Consider the following 21,423-nt stretch of genomic DNA (forward strand, 5'->3'; position numbering starts at 1 on the left):
GATGGCTGTCACCGCCAACCCCAATGCGGACCTGCCGCGCCTTGGCATCGTGCTGATGCTGACGGCGTGGCTATTCTTTTCGCTGGTGGACCTTGGGGCCAAGTGGTTGGCATTGGCCGGCGTGCCGGCATTTCAGTTGGCGTTCATGCGCTACGCGGGGCACTTCGTGATCTCTGTGGGCGTGATCGCCAAGGGCGGGATTGAGGCCAGCCGGTTCAAGACCGACCATCCATGGCAGGTCATTAGCCGGGCCTTGCTGCTGATCTCGGCGACCGTTTTCAATTTTTTTGCCCTGCGGTTTTTGCCTCTGACCGTCGTGTCGGCAATCATGTTCTCAAGCCCGGTCATCGTGTGCTTCCTGTCCGTTTTCGTTTTGAAGGAGAGAGTGGGACCATGGCGTTGGGCGGCTATCATCCTGGGTTTTCTGGGGGTGTTGGTTGTCGTGCGGCCCTTTGGTTCGGCCTTTCATCCGACCATGCTGCTGATCGTTTACAACGCCACCGCGTTGGCTTTTTACTCGATCATGACGCGCAGGCTGTCCGGGGTTGTTGCCGTGGACACCATGCAATTCTACCTCGGGCTTACCGGGACGGTGGTCCTGCTGCCCTTCGCCATCTGGTTTTGGGTTCGGCCGGAAAACATGTGGAGCCTGATAGTCCTGATCAGCCTAGGCGTCTTTGGCTGGTGCGGGCATCAACTGCTGACGAACGCGCATCGGTTCGGAACGGCGAACCAGTTGATGCCATTCACCTATTCGTTCCTGATCTACGTTGCGATCTGGGGCTATCTGTTCTTTGACACAGTACCGGACGCATTCACGTTGGCAGGGGCTGCGCTGATCATGGTCGCCGGGCTCATCATCTGGAAAAGAGAAAAGAAATGACGCGAATTGCCTGCATCGGTGAAGCAATGATCGAATTGTCCATGCTGGAGACCGGCGCGAAGGTGGGCGTCGCGGGGGATACGCTGAACACAGCCATCTACATGCACCGCGCGGCTCCTGATCTGCAGGTGGAGTATGTGACATGTCTGGGCGACGACCCGTTCTCAGGGCGCATCGCGGACTTTATCGCCAGCCATGGCATCGGGACATCCGGCATCCGCATCATTCCCAACGCTTCTCCGGGACTATACGCGATCACGACCTCTGCGGACGGTGAACGCAGCTTCACCTATTGGCGCAGCGAGGCGGCCGCCCGCCAGCTTTTTGCCGATCATGACTTCAGCTCGCTGAAAGGTTACGACGTGCTGTACTTGTCAGGGATTTCCGTGGCCATTCTTCCGCATTCAGTAAGGCTTGCGCTTCTGGACTGGCTCGAAGGCTCTTCAGTCCGGTTGGTCTATGACAGCAATTTTCGTCCGCGTCTTTGGGACAGCGCCGAACACGCCCGGCAGATCAACCAACGGCTTTGGCAGCGTGCAGATATTGCCCTACCATCTATCGACGACGAGATGGCACTGTTCGGGGAATGCGCGGATCAAGTGGCGGCACGCTTTACCGATCATCACGGTGTCGGTGCATTGAAACGCGGAGAGGATGGCCCTCTGTCCATTGGTCAGAACATTGACCAAACCTATGAGCCTGCCAAAAACGTGCTGGATACCACAGCGGCGGGCGACAGTTTCAACGGTGGGTACCTCGCAGCCTTGCTGACAGGAAAATCGCAGGCCAAGGCCCTGATGGCCGGACACAATCTGGCGTCCACCGTTGTTCAGTTCCGCGGCGCGATCACTCCCGGATAAGTGACGCGAGATCCTCAGCGCCAACAAGGTCCAAAAGCGGCACTACCGGATCTGGCTGTGTGACAGCCGAGGCGATTTCCAACGCGCAAGGATCGTTCAGCGTCCTGCCCTTGGCGATCTCGGACATGCAAAAGGAGATCCAGGCCCGCATCCCTGCGATCACCGCCTGAGAGCCGGTCTCACGGAGTGTGGGAACAAACCGATACGGCAGCTTCTGGCTGCCATCCATCGCGATTTGGTCCAGACGGTGCGCCAGCTCGAGGTTTTCAAAGCGGCGCAACAAAGCCTCGGCATAGTCCGGAACCTGTACTTGCAGTGCTGCGGGCAGCGTTGCGCCCGCATCCTTCATCAACTCGGTAACCAGCGGGCGCAAAACCGGGTCTTGAACCGCTTCGTGAACGTAGGTCAGGCCTCGCTCCAACCCGGCATAAGCCAAGAGGGAATGAGCACCGTTCAACATGCGTAGCTTTCGCATCTCGTGCGGGGCCACGTCATCGACCAGTTGCACGCCCGGCCAATCCGGATGTGGCCCGACGAAATTGTCCTCGACCACCCACTCCGAGAACGCCTCGGTTGGAACAGCCATAGGATCGCCGCTGATTGCGCGAACGGCGTCCGTGGTAGCCGGGGTGATCCGGTCGACCATCGCGTTGGGAAAGCGAACTGCGTCCCAATTCACGTCCAGACCGGCTGCATTTGCAAAATCGGCAACTGCCGTTTCAAGCGTTTTGCCGTTTTCCATGCGATTGTCGCAGCTTAGCACCGTCACTGGCTTGCGCCGTTCCGCGAGGCCAAAAGCGAGAAACCCGATCAGCGTTGCGGGCCCCTGCCCCGCCAGATCGGCAGCAATCGCTGGGTCCTGAAGGTTCAGATTGCCCGCTGCGTCCAAGTGATAACCTTTTTCGGTGACGGTCGCCGAGATGATCTCGGCATCCGCCATCACATTGAGAATCTCGGCGCGATCCTCGGGCACGACCAGAACGTCCCGCAGAGCTTTTATGCGCCGGACGCCCTGCCCCTGTACGCACAAATCGTACTCGAAACCCTGGCCGGCCAATCCATCCCGAACCGAGGATGAACGCAGGCTAACGCCGACAACGTCCCATCCGCCCGCTTGATCGGTGTAGTCCAGCAAATGCGCCCGGGCGAAGTTTCCAAGACCGAAGTGAAGAATGGTACCCATCTAGCTTTGCAACCCGTAAACCTGTTTCGCCAGATCGACCGCCAGCAATCGCGCCAGATGCTCGGCACTGTCCCGGTCGAAATAGCCGCGCGCAACCTGCTCGGCCAAATGAATAGAAACACCTCGTCGCCACAGGTCGTGACGAGCTGGAATGGACAGAAAAGCCCGCGTGTCGTCATTGAATCCGGCCAGATTGTAGTATCCGGCCGTTTCAACGACCTGATCGAAATACCGCGCAATCCCGGCTGGGCTGTCGTGGAACCACCAAGGCGGCCCGATCCGAAGGCACGGCCAATGCCCCGCCATTGGCGCCAGTTCACGGGCATAGGTGCTTTCGTCCAATGTGAAGAGAATGATCCGCAGTTCCGGCGAGTTTCCGACCCGGTTCAACAGCGCCTCAAGGCCCGTGACCCAATCCATCGCGATTGGAATGTCAGCCCCCTTGTCCCGTCCGAAGTCCCGCATTACAGCGTCGTTCGTGTTGCGCTTGCTGCCCGCATGTATCTGCATGATTAGACCATCATCGACAGACATCTGCGCCATTTCGATCAGCATATGCCCGTAGAAACGGCGAGCATCCTGTTCGGCCCCTTCCCGCCGTCTCAGCCGTTGGTACAGCGCATCCGGGTCTTCCAGCCACTCGGTCTGCACACGTTCGATACCGTGGTCGGTAGCCGTACAGCCCAGCCGGATGAAATAAGCCCGCCGCATTCGCAGCGCATTGAGGTAGCCATCATAGCTGCCCAGATCGCAGCCTGTCAGCTCGGCCAACTTGTTCAGGTTCTGTACGAACTCCGGGTCTGCCCCATCCAAAACCCCGTCTGGGCGGAACGTCGGAATAACTCGCCCGCCCCAACCGCTTGCACGGATATCCCGATGCTCCGCGAGGCCGTCGAGAGCGGAATCCGTGGTGGCCAGAACCTCGATCCCAAACTTGTCGAACAAAGCCCTCGGGCGAAATTCGGGTCGCGCCAGCTTTTCGGCGATCTTATCATAGATCAGGTCTGCTGTGCGTGAAGACAACTCCTCAGACACGCCCAGCGTTTCATGCAGCACGTAGTTCACCCAGATCCGGGATGGCGTTCCCAGAAACAGATGCCAGTGCTCGGCAAAGGTGCGAAACACGTCGCGAGGATCATTCTTTCGCCCCTCTTCCCCAACGCCAAGTTCGGACAAGGGAACACCCTGCGAATAGAGCATTCGGAACACGTAATGGTCGGGAACCACCAGCAGCTCTGCCGGATTGGGAAACGGCGCATCGGTTGCGAACCACCCCGGATCGCAGTGACCATGCGGAGACACGATCGGGAGGTCCTTGATGCCAAGGTACAGGCCTTCTGCCATCCCATTCAAATTACCAGTCAATTCTGCCTCCGATACTGCTGCCCGCAATTGTTAACACAGTTTTTAATGGTTGCATCTTTCCCGTTCGAACCCGCAGACTGACCGGGTGATCCGGGGGAATGAATGAATATTGCGCTGATTGGTTTGGGGATGGTTTCGGGAACGCATGTTGCTGCCATTCAGGCATCGGAGCGAGGTCTCAATCTTGCTGGCGTCCTAGGGCGCAATCCTGAAAAAGCAGCTGAGTTCGCGCAGCGAAACGACACCCGCGCGTTCAGCTCGGTTGAGGAAATCGCAAACGACTCAAACGTCGACTTTGCGATCATCGCAACCCCGCCTGATCAGCGCACAGAGTTGGTGCGGGTTCTTTCGACCGCTTCGAAACCGATCCTAATGGAAAAGCCTATCGAAAGAACGCTGGGCGCCGCGACAGCCATAGTCGAGCAGTGCGAGGTGTCCGGCGTGCTGCTGGGCATCGTTTTTCAGCACCGCGCTCGCACCGCCTCGCAGGCGCTGAAATCAGCCATTGTACAGGGTGAGTTGGGCGCGATCGCCACGGTGGAAATCCGTGTCCCCTGGTGGCGCAATCAGAGCTACTATGACGAGCCAGGTCGCGGCACTTATGCACGCGACGGAGGCGGTGTCATGATTTCGCAGGCAATCCACACGCTTGACCTCGCGATGTGGCTGCTGGGGCCGATCTCGGACATTCAAACCATGATGAGAAAAACTCCGTTGCACGATCTCGAGGCCGAGGATTGGGCAGGTGCAATCTTTGAAATGGATAACGGCGCGGTGGGAACGTTGATGGCAACCACCGCCGTATTTCCCGGGGCCGCTGAATCTATCACGATCCAGGGCACGCACGCTAAAGCGCATCTGGAATCAGGTGTTCTGACCTTGACCACTTTCGACGGTCAGAAATCCACGGTTGGCGAAACGTCCGCCACAGGCGGCGGGGCCGATCCCATGGCGTTCACCCATGAATGGCACCAGGCGGTCATAGAGGATTTTGCCAACGCACTCGCCGGTGGAACGCGACCCATGGCCACCGGACGCAGTGCCCTTTTGACCCACGCCGTCATAGACGCGATGCAGATCGCCAATCGAACCGGCCAGAAAACACGAGTCATCTCATGAGCCTAACCTGCGTCGCCCTTGGCCTGGACCACCGCCATATCTATGGCATGACGGAAAACATGCGCAAAATCGGCGTGGACTGCGTTGGCTATTGGACACAAGGCGAACCCGAAACGCTGGCGGGCTACGTCAAAAGGTTTCCCGATATTCCACGATTGGCCCGACTGGAAGACGCTTTAGCCTGCGGGGCGGATTTGGCGCTGATTTCCGCAATTCCGGCAGATAGGGCCGCGTTGACGATCCGTGCCATGCAGAACGGTATGGATGTCATGAGCGACAAGCCGGGCTGCACGTCGTTCGAGCAACTCGACCAGATCAAACGGGCGGTTGCGGACACCAGTCGAATCTGGTCGGTGGATTTTTCCGAAAGGTTTGAAACGCCGGTCAGCACCCGGGCGACCGAGTTGATCGAGGCCGGTGCCATCGGGCGCGTGATCCAGACGGTCGGACTTGGCCCGCACCGATTGAACCGGGCAACCCGGCCGGAATGGTTTTTTCAGCGTGACCGCTATGGCGGCATTCTGACCGATATAGCCTCGCATCAGATCGATCAGTTCTTGCACTACACAGGTTCGAAAACCGCAGAAATCACAAACGCCTATGTAGCGAACTACGCAAACCCCAATGATCCCGGATTGCAGGATTTCGGAGAGCTCAATCTTCGAAGCGAGAATGGCACCGGGTACATCCGGGTTGACTGGTTCACTCCGGATGCCTTGCCAAACTGGGGGGATGGTCGCCTGACGATCCTAGGCACCGAAGGCTATATCGAGTTGCGGAAATACGTCGATGTGGGTGGTGCCTCGGGAACAGACCATCTGATCCTCGTCAATGGTGAAACCTGCCAAAAGATCGACGCAACCAACGCCGACCTTCCCTACTTTTCGCGCCTCGCCGATGACGTCCGTAACCGGACCGAAACCGCAATGGCGCAGACCCACTGCTTTACGGTCATGGAACTGGCGCTGCGTGCACAGGAAATGGCGGAACGAAGATGATCAACGTTGCGATCCTTGGCGCAGGTATCGGTGCGCAACATCTGAGCGCACTGGAACGGCTTGACCGCACCTTCCGCGTAGCCGCCGTCGTCGACCAGAATACGGACCGGATCGAGCAGATTCGACAAAACTCGGATTTTCAAGCACTGAACAACATTCAAGACGCTCTGGATGATCCGGCGATTGATGTCATCGACATCTGCCTGCCACCCCATCTGCATGTACCGACCACCCTTGCGGCACTGGCCGCAGGAAAACACGTTATATGCGAAAAGCCCCTTGCGACCTCTATGCAGGATGTAGATCGGATCACGGAAACCGCCCGCAGCACGGGCAAGCATGTGTTTCCGGTCTTTCAATACCGGTGGGGCCCGTCACTGGCCCAATTGCGCCAGTTGCAACGTTCAGGCCTCACCGGAGCGGTCCAAACTGCCGCGCTTGAAACTCATTGGTCCCGGGGGGCAGACTATTACGCGGTGCCGTGGCGGGGAACATGGGCCGGTGAACGCGGCGGCGCAGTGCTGGGCCATGCCATCCACAACCATGATCTGCTGACTCATATTGCGGGTGATATCGCCTGGGTGTCCGCAATGGCCACAACGCGAGTTAACCCGATCGAGACGGAAGACTGCGCTGCGATCTGCTTTGGCATGACTTCTGGAGCTTTGTGCACAAGCAACATCACACTAGGCGCCGCTAAGGACGAAACCCGCCTGCGGTTCGTCTTTGAAAAAGTGACCGCCACCTCTGGCACGGAACCCTATGCCCCGGGTCAAATGCCTTGGACATTCGTCGCGCGGGACCCGTTGGATCAAGCCACTATCGACGACGCTCTTGCCGCCTCCGCTATGGAGCCAACAGGTTTCGAAGGGTTCTTTACCCAAGTCGGCAAGGCGCTACGGTCCGAGGCAAATTCAGGCGTTACACTGCAGGACGGTGCTGCGTCCATCGGCCTTGTGACGGCGATTTATCACGCGGCGCGCACCGGGCAGCGTGTTGCCCTTCCCATCGAGCCCGATCACCCTCTGTATGAAGGATGGCTGCCATGAAACAATGCTGGCGTTGGTTCGGACCCGAAGATCCGATCGCCCTGGTCGATCTCCATCAAGTCGGGGTTCAGGGCATTGTCACCGCGCTGCATCACATCCCACCGGGACAGCCCTGGGACGAACAGAGCATCGCCGACCGGCAGGCCGTTCTGACCGCTGACGGGTACAGTTGGGACGTTGTCGAAAGCCTGCCCGTCTCCGAGGCGATCAAGACGCAATCCACAGACATGGCCGAACATCTCCAGGCTTACAAGTCCAGCCTCAGAGCCCTGTCCGCCCGTGGAGTCAAAGTCGTTTGCTACAACTTCATGCCAATCCTGGATTGGACACGCACCGCCCTTCGCGCCCCGCAGCCGCATGGTGGAACGGCCATGCTGTTCGACCTGACCGATTTTGCTGCATTCGACATATATATTCTCGAACGTCCAGGTGCGTCGGAAGACTATTCCAGCGACGTCCAGCAAACGGCCAAGGATCGTTTCTTGCGCATGTCGGATGAATCCAAAGCTCAGTTGCAGCACAATGTCACTGCGGGGCTGCCCGGCGCCAACGATCAGTGGAGCGTGCAGGACGTACGCTCTTTGTTGCGGACATATGCGCACATAGGCCGTGACCAGCTTCGCGCAAACCTCATAGACTTCCTTTCCGAGGTCGCCCCAGAGGCCCAAGAACTAGATCTACGCTTGTGCTGTCATCCGGATGATCCGCCGTTCTCGTTGCTCGGTCTGCCGCGGGTCATGTCCAGCACCGATGACTACGGCGCCGTTCTGAATGCGGTTGATTTGCAGGCGAACGGCGCAACGTTGTGTACCGGCTCGCTGGGAGTGTCCCCCGAATTCGATGGGCCGGACTTCGTGCGTAGACATGGCGGCCGGATTCACTTTGTTCACTTGCGGAACACCAGACGCATCGCGGGGTCATACAGCCAGAAGCCAGACTTCTTTGAGGCCCCGCATCTGGAGGGCGACACCGACATGGTCGGCACCATTCGCGAGTTGATGAACGAACAGCGCCGCCGCAAATCCCAAGGGCGTGGCGACTGGCAAATTCCGATGCGGCCTGACCACGGACAAGAACTGCTGAGCGATCTGGGCGGACACAGTACTCCCGGTTATCCGCTGATCGGACGAATGCGCGGGCTGGCGGAACTGCGCGGCATCATGGCGGCGTTTTCCTAACGCGTCGGATCAGACAGTTTCTTTCCACCCGCAACACTTCTTTGCTTGCCTGCGCGCCGCATTCTTCGTTTACTTACATTACGTATACGGGCAGCGGGGTGTCTTCCGGACTCGCCCGACGTCTGTTCAAGACGCGTGAAACTCCCGCGAAAACCGATGCGATTGGGCATCATTTTTCGAAACGTCTGCCATACGGAAATGGCGGAAAACGGGAGGATTATTTATGAAAACTGCAGGCGTAATCGGTCTTGGCGACATGGGCAGCGGCCTTGCCAAGAACCTGATCAAGAATGGCTTTGAAACATCAGGTTTCGACCTGAGCGAGACGCGCATGAAGGCATTTACCGACATGGGCGGCTTGGCCAAGGACAGCGTGGGACAGGTCGGCCGTCACGCCGCCGCTGTGTTTGTCATGGTGATGAACGGAGATCAGGCCCGCGATGTCATTCTGGGTGAAAATGGCTTGGTTGCGAACATGGCCAAAGGCGGAACTGTCATCCTATCGGCGACCATTACCCCGGCCGAAGCAAGCGCTATCGGGCAAGACATGGAGGGCGCAGGCATCCACCTGATCGACACTCCGGTCTCGGGTGGATTTCCCGGCGCGCAGACCGGCACATTGACGATGATGGCTGCCGGCGCTGCGGATGTGCTGGACCAAAATGCCGAAGTCATGCAGGCAGTGTCGGCAACCATTCATCGGGTTGGAGAAAACGCCGGCGACGGGCAAACCGTGAAAGCCTGCCTGCAATCCCTTATCGGATCGATCTTTTCCGCCACATTCGAGGCTGCGGCCCTGGCGGCCAAAGCCGGTGTCAGCGGTCAGGCATTGCTTGATGTGTTCTCCTCATCCAGCGCGGGGTGCGGCGTCGTGAATACCGCCCTTGAAAACATCATTGATCGCAAGTTCGAAGCCACCGGTAGTCATATCGCAACCATGCATAAGGACCTGACGATCTCTCTAGCACTGGCCGGTGCATTGGGCGTTCCCATGCACACAGCGTCATCCGCAATGCAGATCTTTCACGCCGGAAAAACCAAGTACCCGAATGGCGACAACTGGGTGTGTACTCGCGTCATCGAAGAGATCGTTGGCGCAGAATTGCATCGCTGAGGGGACCGGACATGAAATTAGGTGTAATTTGCGACGGCATTTCCCGCGATCTGCGGCATGCCGTGGACGTAATGGACGAATTCGGTCTGGACTATGCAGAGCTTCAATTCGTTGGCGATTCAGAGGTCGGAGACCATTCCCCGCAGGAAATTGCCGAGATCGACGCGCTTTTGCGCGACCGGGGCAAGCCTGTGTCGTGTCTGTCGCGCCATATCTTTGCGGGGATGACAGCTGCCAACAGGCCCGGCGACGACCTGCACACTCGGCATATGGACGCCTTGAAACGCGTGATCGACATGGCGCATGTTGTTGCGTCTCCGCTGGTTCGGATCATGACGCAACGAAAAGAGCAGATACTCTGGGGAAAAAACGGCGCCGAGAAGTGGAACGTGGCGCATGGGGTATGGGACTCGATGCCGCCGCTGATCGCGCCGGCGGTTGAACTGGCAAGAGCTGAGGGCGTGACGCTTGTCGTGGAAACCGGAAACGGCACGCTGGTCAATTCCAACTATACAGCCCGCAAGCTGATTGACGAGTTAGACGCAAAAGACTCTTTGAAAGTGCTGTGGGACCCCGGAAACAACTGCTGGTGCCATGAACTGGCATACCCAGAGGGTTATGAAGAACTGCGCGGCGGCTACCTGGGTCACATTCACATCAAGGACGTAAAGGTCGACACGCCGCGGGCAACGCTGGAAGTGCGCCGCATGGGGGAAGGTCAGCTTGCGCCTTTGTTCCAACCCATCGCGGACGCGCTCAGATCCGACGGCTATGATGGCGTCATTTCTTTCGAAAGCGTTTATCAACCCGGCAACGGGAACTTCGAAGATGGTTTTCGTCTGTGTGTGGACCAGTTTAAAAGCCTGTTTGCATGAAAATGCAGTCAATATGCGTTCAAAATCAAAAGTTTGACCCCCATTGCTGAATGCCAAGTGAGATGTAGAAAGCTGGGCGCGTTCGCGTGAAATCAAGGAAAGGGCCTGCTGGATGAAACAACAGTTTTTTGACCTGTCCATTGAAACGCCGGGCAAATCCCTCATCGACATCAGCGGGATCGTTCAGCGTGCGGTGTTCGAACACGAATTTGTCTCGGGCTTGCTGACCCTTTGGTGCGCCCACACCGGTGCCGCGCTGTTGGTGCAGGCCAATGCCGATCCCGAAGTGCTCAAGGATATCGAGACGTTCTTCGAGAAACTCGTACCCAAGTCACCAGGCAAGTATCACCACCGCCCGACCGAGGACGACAACGCTCCATCGCATCTGCGGGCGCTGTTGACGCAAACTCAGGTATCGATCCCGGTCGAACAGGGGCAGCTTCCGCTGGGTCGCGTACAAAGCCTGTACCTGTTCGAACATCGGGAAGCACCCAATGCACGCCGATTGAAGGTGCACTACATCGGGACGTGATGCCTTGGATGACATGGAGCGTTGGCAGTGCTAACGCCCCATCCAGCCCCCGTCGACTACAAGGATTTCACCGTTGACGAAGTCCGACGCAGCAGAGGCCAGAAAGACCACCGGTCCGGCAAAATCAACGGGCGTACCCCAACGGCCTTGGGGTGTTCGTTCCAGGATCGACTTCGACCGGACCGGATCATCCCGCAGGGCTTGGGTGTTGTCGGTCGCGATGTAGCCAGGCGCGATCGCATTCACGTTTACGCCCTGCCCGGCCCATTCGTTGGCCAAGGCTTTGGTCAGCTGTCCAATCCCGCCTTTCGAGGCCGCATAGCCCGGAACGGTGATGCCGCCCTGAAATGTCAGCAGCGATGCAGTGAAGATGATCTTCCCCGAGCCGCGCGCCAGCATGTCCTTGCCGATCTCGCGTGACAGAACGAACTGCGAGGACAGGTTCACCTCCATCACTTCGTCCCACCAGTCGTCCGGGTGTTCGGCGGCGGGTTTGCGTTTGATCGTGCCGGCATTGTTGACAAGTATATCAGGGATTTGTCCGTCGGCCCTCAACTGATCAATGAACCCATGCAGCGCGGCGCGATCCGAGAAGTCGCATTGGTAGGCCCGGAAATTGCGTCCCATCGCCGTCACGGCTTTTTCGACATCCGAGCCAGACAGCTCGAGCGAGGCGGACACTCCGATGATATTGGCTCCGGCCGATGCCAATGCTTCAGCCATACCGCGCCCGATACCGCGTTTGCACCCGGTCACAAGGGCCGTCTTTCCCGTCAGGTCGAAACTTTGCAAAACACTCATGAACGCGGTCCTACTTCGATCAGGCTTTTCATCGCGGTTGGGCTGCGATCCAGTGCTTCGAACGCGGCCTGGATGTCTGCCAGTGGGCTGACGTCCGTGATCACAACATCCGCGTCCACTCCGCCTGAGGCGACAACTGCAATGGCTCTCTCGTAATCCTCTGGCTCATAGACCCGAGCACCGATCAGTTGCAGCTCTCGCCAGAAGAACTGGAACAGGTCTATCTGAGGTTTTTGAGCATGAATCGCGACCATTACGATCCGGGCCCGAGTCGCGGCAACGGCGGTCATTGCATCGACACCGGGCTGCGTTCCTGACACCTCGAAAACCACATCTGCCCCTTTGTCGCCCGTGCGCGCATTGATTGTGGACACTAGGTCGGTTTCGGTTGGGTTGATCGTGTCAAAGCCAAGTTTTTCAGCTATCGCAAGACGGTTCGGATTCACTTCGGAAATTACGACATTTCCACCCGCGTCCCGCGCAACCATGGCAACCAGGATGCCAATCGGGCCGCCGCCGATAACGACAACGTCCTCTCCAGGTTGCAGGTCAGACAGCCGCACATCGTGGCAGGCAACGGCAACCGGCTCGATCAGCGCCGCGTGATCCATGCGCAAGTCATCCGGCAGAACGTGCAACGTGTGGGCCGGAACAGTCCAGATCTCTTGCATCGCGCCATCGGTGTCGAGGCCGAGAAACTTGAGATTCTGACAGATATGCTGATGCCCCCGCTTGCAAGCTGGGCATTCTCCGCAGTGATCAAGCGGTCGGACAACGACCTTCTGGCCGGGTTCGACCGTATCGACGCCCTCGCCCACCGCTTCGACGACACCTGACATCTCATGCCCAATCACCCGGTTCAGGCCGACGCGGGCATCCATGTTGCCGTGGTAGACGTGCATATCCGTCCCGCAAATCCCGCAATAGGCAACGCGAACGGCAACCTCGCCTGGGCCCGGAGCAGTCGCTTGGGCTTGCTCTACAGCAAAGCTCTTATCGCCCCTGTAGTATGCCGCAGAGATCGTCTGGGTCGTCATTATTGCATCTCCTTGTGTTCCGCATTCAATTTTTCCCAGTCGAACGCCACTCCGGTTCCCGGGGTATCCGGGGCTACGGCCAGACAGTCTTCCACAACCAGCGGACGGGTCGTGTACTGGTCTATCGGAAATGAGTGTACTTCCAGCCACCCTGCGTTGGGTTGCGCAGAAACAAGGCTGACGTGCAGTTCCTGCATCCCATGACTGCAAACCGGAATGCCGTGTTGTGCGCTTAGCGCGGCCACGCGCAGCCAGCCGGTGATTCCACCGCAGTTTGAGGCATCGGGCTGGATAAAACTCAGTTTCGCGTCATCAAAGGCGTATTCAAATTCGTGCATGGTGTGCAAGTTTTCACCCATGGCAAGGGGAACGCCCGTCGCTTCGACAATTCGGCCATAACCTTTGTAGTCGTCTGGAATTGTCGGTTCCTCGAACCACAGGATATCGCAGTCGGCGAACCCTCTGGCAGCGACGATGGCCTGTTCGACACTCATAGAGTAATTCGCATCGACCATGAAGAACCGGTCCGGCCCTAGCATCTCGCGCACCGCCCGGGCACGTGCAAGATCGTCGGCCAGGTCTGGTTGACCGACCTTGATCTTGACTGCGTTGAACCCACGCGCAAGGTACCCTTCGGTCTGACGCAGCAGTTTCTCCAACGAGAAATTCAGGTCGATCCCGCCGGCATAGGCCTTGCACCTTTTCGACGCTCCACCGGCCATCTGCCACAATGGCGCATTCTGCGTTCTGCCGCGAATATCCCACAGTGCAATATCCACGGCCGAGATGGCAAACGAGGCGATCCCGCCCCGTGCGACGTAGTGCACGTGCCACTGCATGGCATCGTACAGGCTTTCGATCTGTTCGGCGTCTTGTCCAACAAGGAACGGTGACAGGTCATGCTTGATCATCGCCAGAATGGCGTGACCACCCTTGCCCCCGGTATAGGTGTACCCGACCCCCTCGACCCCATCCGAGGTTTGAATGGTGACCGTGATCAATTGAAAAAACGTGTGATCCCCATGTTTGGCGTCGACCAGGACCTCTGCGAGCGGAACGTTGAACAGCCGCGCTGATACACTTTCTATGCGATTCATTAACCCAAGACCTTCTGCTGCCTGGCAATAACCCGAGACTGTAAAAGGATGACCGCAAATAGAAAGCCTCCACGTATGACCATTTGCCAATAGGCACTGAAACTGATGGTGCCCTGACCGTTTTCAAAGTTTAGAACGTTGAAAACCAGCCCCAGCAACAACGCGCCGGCGACCGTCGCAGGGATCGATCCCATCCCACCCGTCAACAAAGTGCCGCCTACAACCACGGAAGCGATAGCTGACAATTCCCATCCGATGCCTTCAAGGGGTTGCCCAGCTCCAAAACCCGAGGCCAGAAAGACTCCGGCCAGCCCCGCACAGCCACCCGACAGCAGGTAGACAAAAGCCTTGGCGCGATTGACCTTCAGGCCCATGAGGTTCGAGGCATCCTCGCTGCCACCGATCGCCAAGACGGTCCGCCCGATGGTGGTTCTTTCCAGCACCAGCCAAAGTGCCAGAGTCAGTCCGGCCACGATGACGATTGCCCATGGAAACAGGCCAAACGCCTGCCCCATGCCAAGCTTGGTGAAGTTCGACCCCCAATCGACCGAAATTGTCTGGGCGCCCGAAATCACCAATGCGCCGCCTTTTGCGGCCAGCATGGTGGCCAGCGTGGCGATGAAGGGCGGGATCCGAAGGATGATTATGCAAAAGGCGTTGATCGCCCCGAAACCAACCCCGGCAAGAACGGCCCCCGGCAACGCAACCTGAATCCCATACGGGCTGAGATAGGCCGCAACAACCGAGGTAAAGGCCGCCACTGATCCGACCGACAGATCAATCCCGCCGGTCATGATCACAAAACACATGCCCAGCGCAATCGCGATGAACATCGCGTTGTAATTCAGGAAAGACGAGAAATTGTAGGCGCTGCCAAAGTTGTCATAGCGCATCAGCCCGAACAGAATCAAAGCCAGCAGTGCGATCCAAACCGTCACCGAGGCCGAATTACGCCGAAGGTATTTTCGCAGGTCAAAAGCCGTTTCATCCAACATCGATTAAGCCCTCCGAAACTGCTGGACCCAAACGGCCAGGATAATGATGACGGCCTTGGCGATCAGTGCAACTTCGTCCTCTACCCCGTTGGCCAACAATGTATATTTGACCAACTGGATGATGACGGCACCCAGTATGGCACCAAAGATCGGCGCTCGCCCGCCTTGCAAAAGAGCCCCGCCAACAACAGCGGCCGCGATGGCATCAAGCTCCATCAGATTGCCGTTGCGCGCGGCGTCCGAGGCCGAGTTGATTGCAACCACGATCAAACCGGCTAGGCCCGCAAGCACCGCGCAGATGACATAGGCCCCGATCTTGACCCGTCGGACGGGACCACCCGACAGATAGGCCGCGCGTTCATTGCCCCCTATGGCCAGCAAGTAACGGCCCCATGTGGTTCTGGTGATCACCCAAAACAGCACACAGGCAATGGCCAGCGCCAGCCAGCCCTGGAACGGCAATCCAAGCACTTTACCAGTTCCAAGATAACTGAATGAAGGGTTTGAAAACGTCTGCAAGTTCCCGTTCGTCAGGACTTGGGCAATACCGCGACCAGAGATGAAGAGAATGAGCGTCGCAACGATGGGCTGCACGTTCAACACGGCAACCATCACGCCGTTGAATACCCCGCATAGCCCCGCAATGAACAGCGGCAGGACAATGGCCAAAGTGACGCCTAGCATCGGATTGGCAGAGCCCAGATCCGACAGAAAGATCAACGGAGCAAGCGCCCCCGCCAGCGCCATGACCGCCCCAACCGACAGATCGATCCCACCCGTGGCGATTACCAGCGTCATCCCCATGGCCACGATGGCGATCGTAGCGACCTGGCTGATATTTACGAACAGGGTTTGCAGTTGCAGGAAATTAGGTGTGAAAAACGCGTTGAACACCAGCAGGGCGACTAACGCGGCGATGCCGCCGTGAAAGCGGAAGGGCATTGATGCGACCCGTTGCGGCAACTTCATTGCGCGTTCCATGAACCAGTTCCTTCTTCATGATGCGCAAGCGCGCGCACCAGTATGTTCTCGGTGACCCCGGGGTTGGTCAGTTCCTTGACCGAGCGTCCCTCGTGCATGACCACGATGCGATCGGCGCCTTCCACCAGTTCTTCGAATTCCGAACTGATGAGAACGACGCCAAACCCCTTCTCGACATAAGACCGAATGAACGATTGGATCTCTCGCTTGGCGCCAACATCCACGCCTCGGGTCGGCTCGTCGAGTATCAGGATGTCGGGCTGCGTCGCCAGCCAACGGGCAAGCAGCACCTTCTGCTGGTTGCCGCCGGACAATTCGCGAATGGGTTGGTCCATATGCGCCGCCTTGATGCCCAGATCGTCGATAAAGGCCTGAACAATCTCGCGCTCGCGGGCAAAGTCGATTTGACCACGACTGGCCAGTTTCGGCAGCAGGGCCAGCGTCATGTTCTCGCGCACGGACATGTCTGGAATGATCCCTTCGGCCTTGCGATCTTCGGTCAGAAAGCCGACGCCGTTTACGATCGCGTCACCCGGTCCGGACGGTTGCCCGACCACGCCATGCAACTCGATTGCGCCGCTGCGTTTCCCGTCCACTCCGAACAAAGCGCGCGCCGCCTCGGTCCGGCCTGAGCCCAGCAATCCGCCCAGCCCAACGATTTCCCCGCGGTGGAGAGTGAGGTCGAAATGCGTCAGCCGCGGGCCTGTTGAAACAGAGTCCGCCCGCAAAACGATATCGCCTTTCTTAGCCTTGGCACCTGCGAAGTCCGTCAAACCGTCTGCCGCGATCTCATCCTTGTTGCGGCCCAGCATGTCCGCGATCATTTCCAGTTTGGTCGTATCCTGGACGTTACGCGTGTTGACGGTGCGCCCATCTCGCATCGTTGTGACTCGATCGCATATTTGGAACAGCTCATCGAGGAAATGCGAAACATAAAGAACAGACACGCCCTGTTTCTTCAACTCGCGCACAACACCGAACAGCACCTCGACTTCGCTGGCATCCAGCGACGACGTGGGTTCGTCCATGATGACAAGTTTCGCATCCAGCGAAACAGCCCGCGCAATCGCAACCAACTGCTGGATCGCTGTCGAGAAATTTCCTAGCGGCTCGGTCACGTCGATATCTATGCCAAAGCGCGTAAGAACCTCGCGTGCGCGCCTGTTGCCCTCGCGCCAGTCGACCAGAAAGCCGAGACGTTTGGGCTCGTACCCCATGATGATGTTTTCAGTCACTGACCGCAGCGGCACCAGGTTGAGCTCTTGATAGATGGTGGCAATTCCGGATTCCTGCGCTTCGCGCGGAGTGGAAATGCGGCTTGGCACACCCGCCAGATGAACGTCGCCGGCATCCCGATCGTAAACTCCGGTCAGAACCTTGATCATCGTCGATTTGCCCGCACCGTTCTGGCCGATCAGCGCATGAACCTCGCCGGGCACGATTTCCAGGTTGGCCTGGCTAAGTGCCGGCACGCCGGCAAAGGACTTTTCAATTCCCGACATCGAGACGAGCGCATTCATGAGATGTCTTCCTCCGATTGCTTGCAGGTGGCGCCGACCACAGGCCAGCACCACCCACCAGGGAGAATCAATAGGCTTCGTCGATGTGATCGGCCGCATTGTCCTTGGTAAAGATGCGATCTTCGACTTTCACCCATTCCGGGATCGCCTCGCCAGCCGCGTATTTATTCATGACTTCACAAGCCAGAGGGCCGAAGAAGGGTGAGCTTTCCACCGTCACCCCCATCTTGCCATCGATAATAGCCTGAAGTGCATCGCGTGTCCCGTCGATCGAAACGATGGTCACGTCCTCGCCAGGCTTGCGGCCGGCCAGTTCCAGAGCCTGGATCGCACCGATTGCCATCTCGTCATTGTGGGCGTAGACCACGTTCACATCGGGGTGCGCCTGCAGCAGGGTTTCCATCACCTGACGACCCAGGTCGCGCGCAAAGTCACCGGTCTGAGAAGCCACGATCTCAAAGCGGTCATCCGTTGCAATCGCGTCGTCGAAACCTTTTTTGCGGTCATTTGCAGGTGAAGAACCAGTCGTGCCTTCCAACTGGACGATGACGCCATTGTCGCCGTCGAAATTCTCCATCAGCCACTGTGCGGCACGGTTGCCCTGATCAATGAAATCCGACCCAAGGAACGCCACAAAATGCTCGCCCGGCTTGGCAACGGCCGGATCAACCGAGCGGTCCACCAAAAAAGTCGGGATTCCCGCGGCACGGGCCTTCATAACGGCTGGGATCAACGGCTTTTCTTCCCGCGGGGGCAGGAACAGAACGTCGATGCCTTGGGCGATCATGCTGTCCACATCCGCAACCTGCTTTGCTGCAGATCCGGCTGCATCCGTCGCGATAAGGTCCCAGCCGCAGGCCTCGGCCGTGTCATGGAACGATTTTGTCTCGGCAATGCGCCACGGATTGTTCGACTCCATCTGCGCAAAGCCGACCTTGTAGCGATCCTTCTGCTCAAGCGGTGGCAGATCCTGCGCTATCGCAGTCGTGCCCAACAGCGCACCCGCGACAACCGTCGAGATCAAAAGAGTTCTGCGTTTCATGGTTATTCCTCCTCCATTGGTGCGGTCGCCTCCGTTTTGACCGCGAGTTTTAGGTCATGCCCAATTCATGTAAGTCGTCTGTTTCCTCAGATAGCCATCGAAGCCATACGCGCCGTCTTCGCCCCCAACCCCGGACAAACCCCAACCGGTGTGAAATCCCTGTACGGCCTCACCATTGGAGCGGTTCAGGTACAATTCGCCGAACTTCAAACGGCTCGGGGCCTCCATCAATCGCCGGTGCGATGCCGTAAAGAGATAGGCGGACAGCCCGAATGACGTGTCATTCGCAAAACTTATCGCCTGATCAAAATCATCGACTCGCATGGCTGTCGCCACGGGTCCAAAGACCTCCTCCTGCATCGCGGCATTGCCGTTGTCGGAGACCTCGAGAACCGTTGGGGACATCCAGTGCCCTTCGCGGTGCGCGCCGTCCGTCAAAGGCCCGCCTTCCAGATGGACCGTGGCACCTTCGGCGATGCTGCGCTGGATGATTTCGGCGACCTTGGTCATTTCGACCTTGCTGACTTTGGGCCCCAGGTCGCAGTCCTCCATCGGATCTCCGATCGACAATGCGCGGGCTGCTGTCACGAATTTTTCCAAGAACTGATCCGCAATACCGCGATGCAGATACATACGCTCGTTGCAGGTGCAAATCTGGCCGCAATTGGCAAACCGGGCGGCAATGGCGGCCGAAACAGCAGCGTCAATATCCGCATCCTCCATCACGATGAACGGCGCCTTGCCGCCAAGCTCGAGCCGGACAACCTTGATCCGGTCGGCCGCGGCGCGAAAAATCTCTTTACCGGCTCGTGTGCTGCCGGTCATTGTGATCAGTGAGGTATCGGGGTGTTCGACCAACCGCTGCCCTACCACCGGCCCCTTGCCTGTCAGAACATTCAGAACACCGGGCGGAAACCCGACCTTTTCGGCAAGCTCGGCGATCGCGAGACCGGACAGCGGCGTGATTTCGTGTCCCAACAGAACAACAGTGTTGCCCGCGACCAGCGCAGGCCCGACTTTCCTGGCGGCCAATGCCAGCGGATAGTTCCAAGCCGTCAACGCAACAACAACGCCATAAGGATGACGCCGGATCTGGATTTCCTCGGACTTGTTGTCCGATGCCACTATGTCACCCGAAATCCTCCGGGCCTCTTCAGCCGCATGGCAAAGAAAGGTAACAGCGGCATCAACTTCACTTCGGGCCTGCGTGATGGGTTTGCCCTGCTCGACCGTGATCAGAGCGGCCAGACGCCCGGCGTCAATCCGGATGGCTTCGGCCAACCGCTGAACCAGTCGCGCCCGCTCGATCGCCGGGCGCGAGGACCACGAGCCAAAAGCACGATGGGCCGCCTCGACGGCCGCATCCGCATGAGCGGCACCGCCATCTGGAACTTGCGCAACGATCTCTTCATTTGCAGGGTTCTCGACACCAACCGTGTCCGCGTCAGAGTCGGCAAAGCGGCCATCGATGAACATCGAATGCCGAACCACCTGACCCGACTCCCCCACTACAGACCGCAATTTCGCCTCCCGCGCTTACTCGGTCAGACCACATTGGCGACCCCACCATCGATCAAAACACTAATAATATTATTTCGTCAACACTAATATTATTTACTATTCACTAATATTAGTTGCGCGTCCTCCGTATAGTCGATAAAAAGGAAGCGAACAAAAAGGTTGAGCGATGAACGATCAAGCGAACAAGGCCGGGCAGCACAGGGGCGTGGGACGAGTCGCGGGCCGGCAGCGCATAACGATGCATGATATTGCACGCGTCGCCGGGTGCTCACAGACGACAGTATCGCTGGTTCTAAACAAGAACGATTCCGTCAAAATCTCCGAGGACACAAAGCAAAGAGTCCTGGACGCCGCCAACACGCTTGGATACGCCATGCCCTCTCAACTCAGGAAACCACAGAACAGCGCGCCTCGGCCCTCGGCGTTAGACGGCACCATCGCTTTTGTCGTGGACGATCTGGCGTCGAGCCCCGAAATGGTAAACGCGTTTAATGGCGTGAAACAGGCCGTTCGGGACACGGGAAATCTTGTATTGCTGGCAGAAACCCAAAACGACCCCGAGGTCGAACCCAGAACGCTTAGGTATTTCCTCGACCAACAGGTTGCGGGCATCATTTACGCAACCGTTTTCACCCGGCGGGTGGTCGTTCCGGAAATCCTCAGGCAGACCGCGACCCCGGTTCTGCTGCTGAACTGCTTTTGCGACGACCTCTCTTTTCCTGCGGTGATCCCCGGTGAAGTCGCCGCTGGACATACGGCGACCAACGCCCTGATCAAGGCGGGGCACAAACGAATCGCCACCATCACCGGCGAGCCGTTCATGGAATGCGCCGCAGGGCGAACGACCGGGTACAGAAACGCCCTTGCTTCCGCCGACATCCCATTTGACGAGGATTTGGTCATCGAGGGCAACTGGCTGCCCAGCGCAGGCTATGCTGCCACGCGCGAATTGATGGACCTGCCCTCTCCGCCAACCGCCATTTTCTGTCAGAATGACCGAATGGCAATCGGCTGCTATGAGGCGCTCAAGGAACTTGGCCTATCCATCCCCGAGGACATCTCGGTCATCGGATTCGACGATGACGAAACCGCGCGACACCTGTCGCCACCCCTTACCTCGATGATCCTTCCAACTAGGGCGATGGGACGCTGGGTCATCGAACAGTTGTTCCACGGTCCGACGGATGGTCAGCGACACCCTCTCGTGAAGCTTGAATGCGAACTGGTGGAGCGCGACTCGATCAGCGAACCCAAACGCCGGGCCTGAAGGCGA

The 21,423-nt window shown here is 58.2% G+C and carries 20 protein-coding genes; 10 read left to right on the top strand and 10 right to left on the bottom strand.

The features are described 5' to 3' along the window. Window position 1 precedes the first annotated feature (1 nt). Together AC2TAD_RS17820 and AC2TAD_RS17825 are read left to right on the top strand one after the other, a co-directional pair. Window positions 2-883 (top strand): DMT family transporter, encoded by an 882-nt coding sequence (locus AC2TAD_RS17820; RefSeq protein WP_170750452.1) that lies wholly within the window; start codon window positions 2-4, stop codon window positions 881-883. Beyond that, window positions 880-1,743 (top strand): sugar kinase, encoded by an 864-nt coding sequence (locus AC2TAD_RS17825; protein WP_170558369.1) that lies wholly within the window; start codon window positions 880-882, stop codon window positions 1,741-1,743. Before AC2TAD_RS17820 ends, AC2TAD_RS17825 begins: the two co-directional genes overlap by 4 nt. On the opposite strand, the gene AC2TAD_RS17830 is transcribed toward AC2TAD_RS17825, so the two are convergent. Together AC2TAD_RS17830 and uxaC are read right to left on the bottom strand one after the other, a co-directional pair. After that, window positions 1,730-2,926: a mannitol dehydrogenase family protein gene (locus AC2TAD_RS17830; RefSeq protein WP_480869235.1), complete on the bottom strand. Its 1,197-nt coding sequence runs from the start codon at window positions 2,924-2,926 to the stop codon at window positions 1,730-1,732. The genes AC2TAD_RS17825 and AC2TAD_RS17830 overlap by 14 nt on opposite strands. Further along, window positions 2,927-4,270, bottom strand: coding sequence for a glucuronate isomerase (uxaC, locus tag AC2TAD_RS17835; protein ID WP_170751354.1), 1,344 nt, complete (start codon window positions 4,268-4,270; stop codon window positions 2,927-2,929). A 123-nt stretch (window positions 4,271-4,393) separates the two neighbouring features. Here uxaC and AC2TAD_RS17840 point away from each other — a divergent pair, with 123 nt between their 5' ends. From AC2TAD_RS17840 to AC2TAD_RS17870, 7 genes are all read left to right on the top strand, one after another. Then, window positions 4,394-5,410: a Gfo/Idh/MocA family protein gene (locus tag AC2TAD_RS17840; protein ID WP_480869237.1), complete on the top strand. Its 1,017-nt coding sequence runs from the start codon at window positions 4,394-4,396 to the stop codon at window positions 5,408-5,410. Next, the gene (locus AC2TAD_RS17845; RefSeq protein ID WP_170558375.1) at window positions 5,407-6,408 is read left to right on the top strand and encodes a Gfo/Idh/MocA family protein; all 1,002 of its coding nucleotides are present in this window, start codon (window positions 5,407-5,409) and stop codon (window positions 6,406-6,408) included. The genes AC2TAD_RS17840 and AC2TAD_RS17845 overlap by 4 nt, the downstream gene beginning before the upstream one ends. After that, window positions 6,405-7,457, top strand: a complete 1,053-nt coding sequence (locus tag AC2TAD_RS17850) for a Gfo/Idh/MocA family protein (protein WP_480869239.1) — start codon at window positions 6,405-6,407, stop codon at window positions 7,455-7,457. Before AC2TAD_RS17845 ends, AC2TAD_RS17850 begins: the two co-directional genes overlap by 4 nt. Beyond that, window positions 7,454-8,635, top strand: coding sequence for a mannonate dehydratase (gene uxuA / locus AC2TAD_RS17855; protein ID WP_058277440.1), 1,182 nt, complete (start codon window positions 7,454-7,456; stop codon window positions 8,633-8,635). The genes AC2TAD_RS17850 and uxuA overlap by 4 nt, the downstream gene beginning before the upstream one ends. Before the next feature lie 223 nt (window positions 8,636-8,858). Then, window positions 8,859-9,749, top strand: a complete 891-nt coding sequence (locus AC2TAD_RS17860; RefSeq protein ID WP_058277406.1) for an NAD(P)-dependent oxidoreductase — start codon at window positions 8,859-8,861, stop codon at window positions 9,747-9,749. 11 nt (window positions 9,750-9,760) lie between these two features. After that, window positions 9,761-10,624 (top strand): sugar phosphate isomerase/epimerase family protein, encoded by an 864-nt coding sequence (locus AC2TAD_RS17865; protein WP_480869241.1) that lies wholly within the window; start codon window positions 9,761-9,763, stop codon window positions 10,622-10,624. A gap of 112 nt (window positions 10,625-10,736) precedes the next feature. Further along, window positions 10,737-11,156, top strand: a complete 420-nt coding sequence (locus AC2TAD_RS17870; RefSeq protein WP_058277404.1) for a secondary thiamine-phosphate synthase enzyme YjbQ — start codon at window positions 10,737-10,739, stop codon at window positions 11,154-11,156. Window positions 11,157-11,186: 30 nt separating this feature from the next. On the opposite strand, the gene AC2TAD_RS17875 is transcribed toward AC2TAD_RS17870, so the two are convergent. From AC2TAD_RS17875 to AC2TAD_RS17910, 8 genes are all read right to left on the bottom strand, one after another. Continuing rightward, entirely contained in the window at window positions 11,187-11,957 is a 771-nt protein-coding gene (locus AC2TAD_RS17875; RefSeq protein WP_058277403.1) for an SDR family oxidoreductase, read from the bottom strand. Beyond that, complete coding sequence (locus AC2TAD_RS17880; RefSeq protein WP_480869244.1) at window positions 11,954-12,994, bottom strand: zinc-dependent alcohol dehydrogenase; 1,041 nt, start codon at window positions 12,992-12,994, stop codon at window positions 11,954-11,956. The genes AC2TAD_RS17875 and AC2TAD_RS17880 overlap by 4 nt, the downstream gene beginning before the upstream one ends. After that, the gene (locus tag AC2TAD_RS17885; protein ID WP_170750438.1) at window positions 12,994-14,091 is read right to left on the bottom strand and encodes a mandelate racemase/muconate lactonizing enzyme family protein; all 1,098 of its coding nucleotides are present in this window, start codon (window positions 14,089-14,091) and stop codon (window positions 12,994-12,996) included. The genes AC2TAD_RS17880 and AC2TAD_RS17885 overlap by 1 nt, the downstream gene beginning before the upstream one ends. Next, window positions 14,091-15,086 (bottom strand): ABC transporter permease, encoded by a 996-nt coding sequence (locus AC2TAD_RS17890; protein ID WP_170403549.1) that lies wholly within the window; start codon window positions 15,084-15,086, stop codon window positions 14,091-14,093. Before AC2TAD_RS17890 ends, AC2TAD_RS17885 begins: the two co-directional genes overlap by 1 nt. A 3-nt stretch (window positions 15,087-15,089) precedes the next feature. Continuing rightward, window positions 15,090-16,067: an ABC transporter permease gene (locus AC2TAD_RS17895; protein WP_170750436.1), complete on the bottom strand. Its 978-nt coding sequence runs from the start codon at window positions 16,065-16,067 to the stop codon at window positions 15,090-15,092. Then, window positions 16,052-17,587: a sugar ABC transporter ATP-binding protein gene (locus tag AC2TAD_RS17900; RefSeq protein ID WP_480869247.1), complete on the bottom strand. Its 1,536-nt coding sequence runs from the start codon at window positions 17,585-17,587 to the stop codon at window positions 16,052-16,054. Before AC2TAD_RS17900 ends, AC2TAD_RS17895 begins: the two co-directional genes overlap by 16 nt. A gap of 67 nt (window positions 17,588-17,654) precedes the next feature. Next, window positions 17,655-18,629 (bottom strand): ABC transporter substrate-binding protein, encoded by a 975-nt coding sequence (locus AC2TAD_RS17905; RefSeq protein WP_170558391.1) that lies wholly within the window; start codon window positions 18,627-18,629, stop codon window positions 17,655-17,657. Window positions 18,630-18,683: 54 nt separating this feature from the next. Beyond that, window positions 18,684-20,150 carry an aldehyde dehydrogenase family protein gene (locus tag AC2TAD_RS17910; RefSeq protein WP_480869250.1) on the bottom strand — a complete coding sequence of 489 codons (1,467 nt, stop codon included), beginning with the start codon at window positions 20,148-20,150 and terminating at the stop codon, window positions 18,684-18,686. A gap of 166 nt (window positions 20,151-20,316) precedes the next feature. Between AC2TAD_RS17910 and AC2TAD_RS17915 the strand changes: the two genes are divergently transcribed. Beyond that, complete coding sequence (locus AC2TAD_RS17915; RefSeq protein WP_234899403.1) at window positions 20,317-21,417, top strand: LacI family DNA-binding transcriptional regulator; 1,101 nt, start codon at window positions 20,317-20,319, stop codon at window positions 21,415-21,417. The last annotated feature ends 6 nt before the right edge of the window (window positions 21,418-21,423 follow it).

The organism is Ruegeria sp. HKCCD7628, assembly GCF_057221005.1.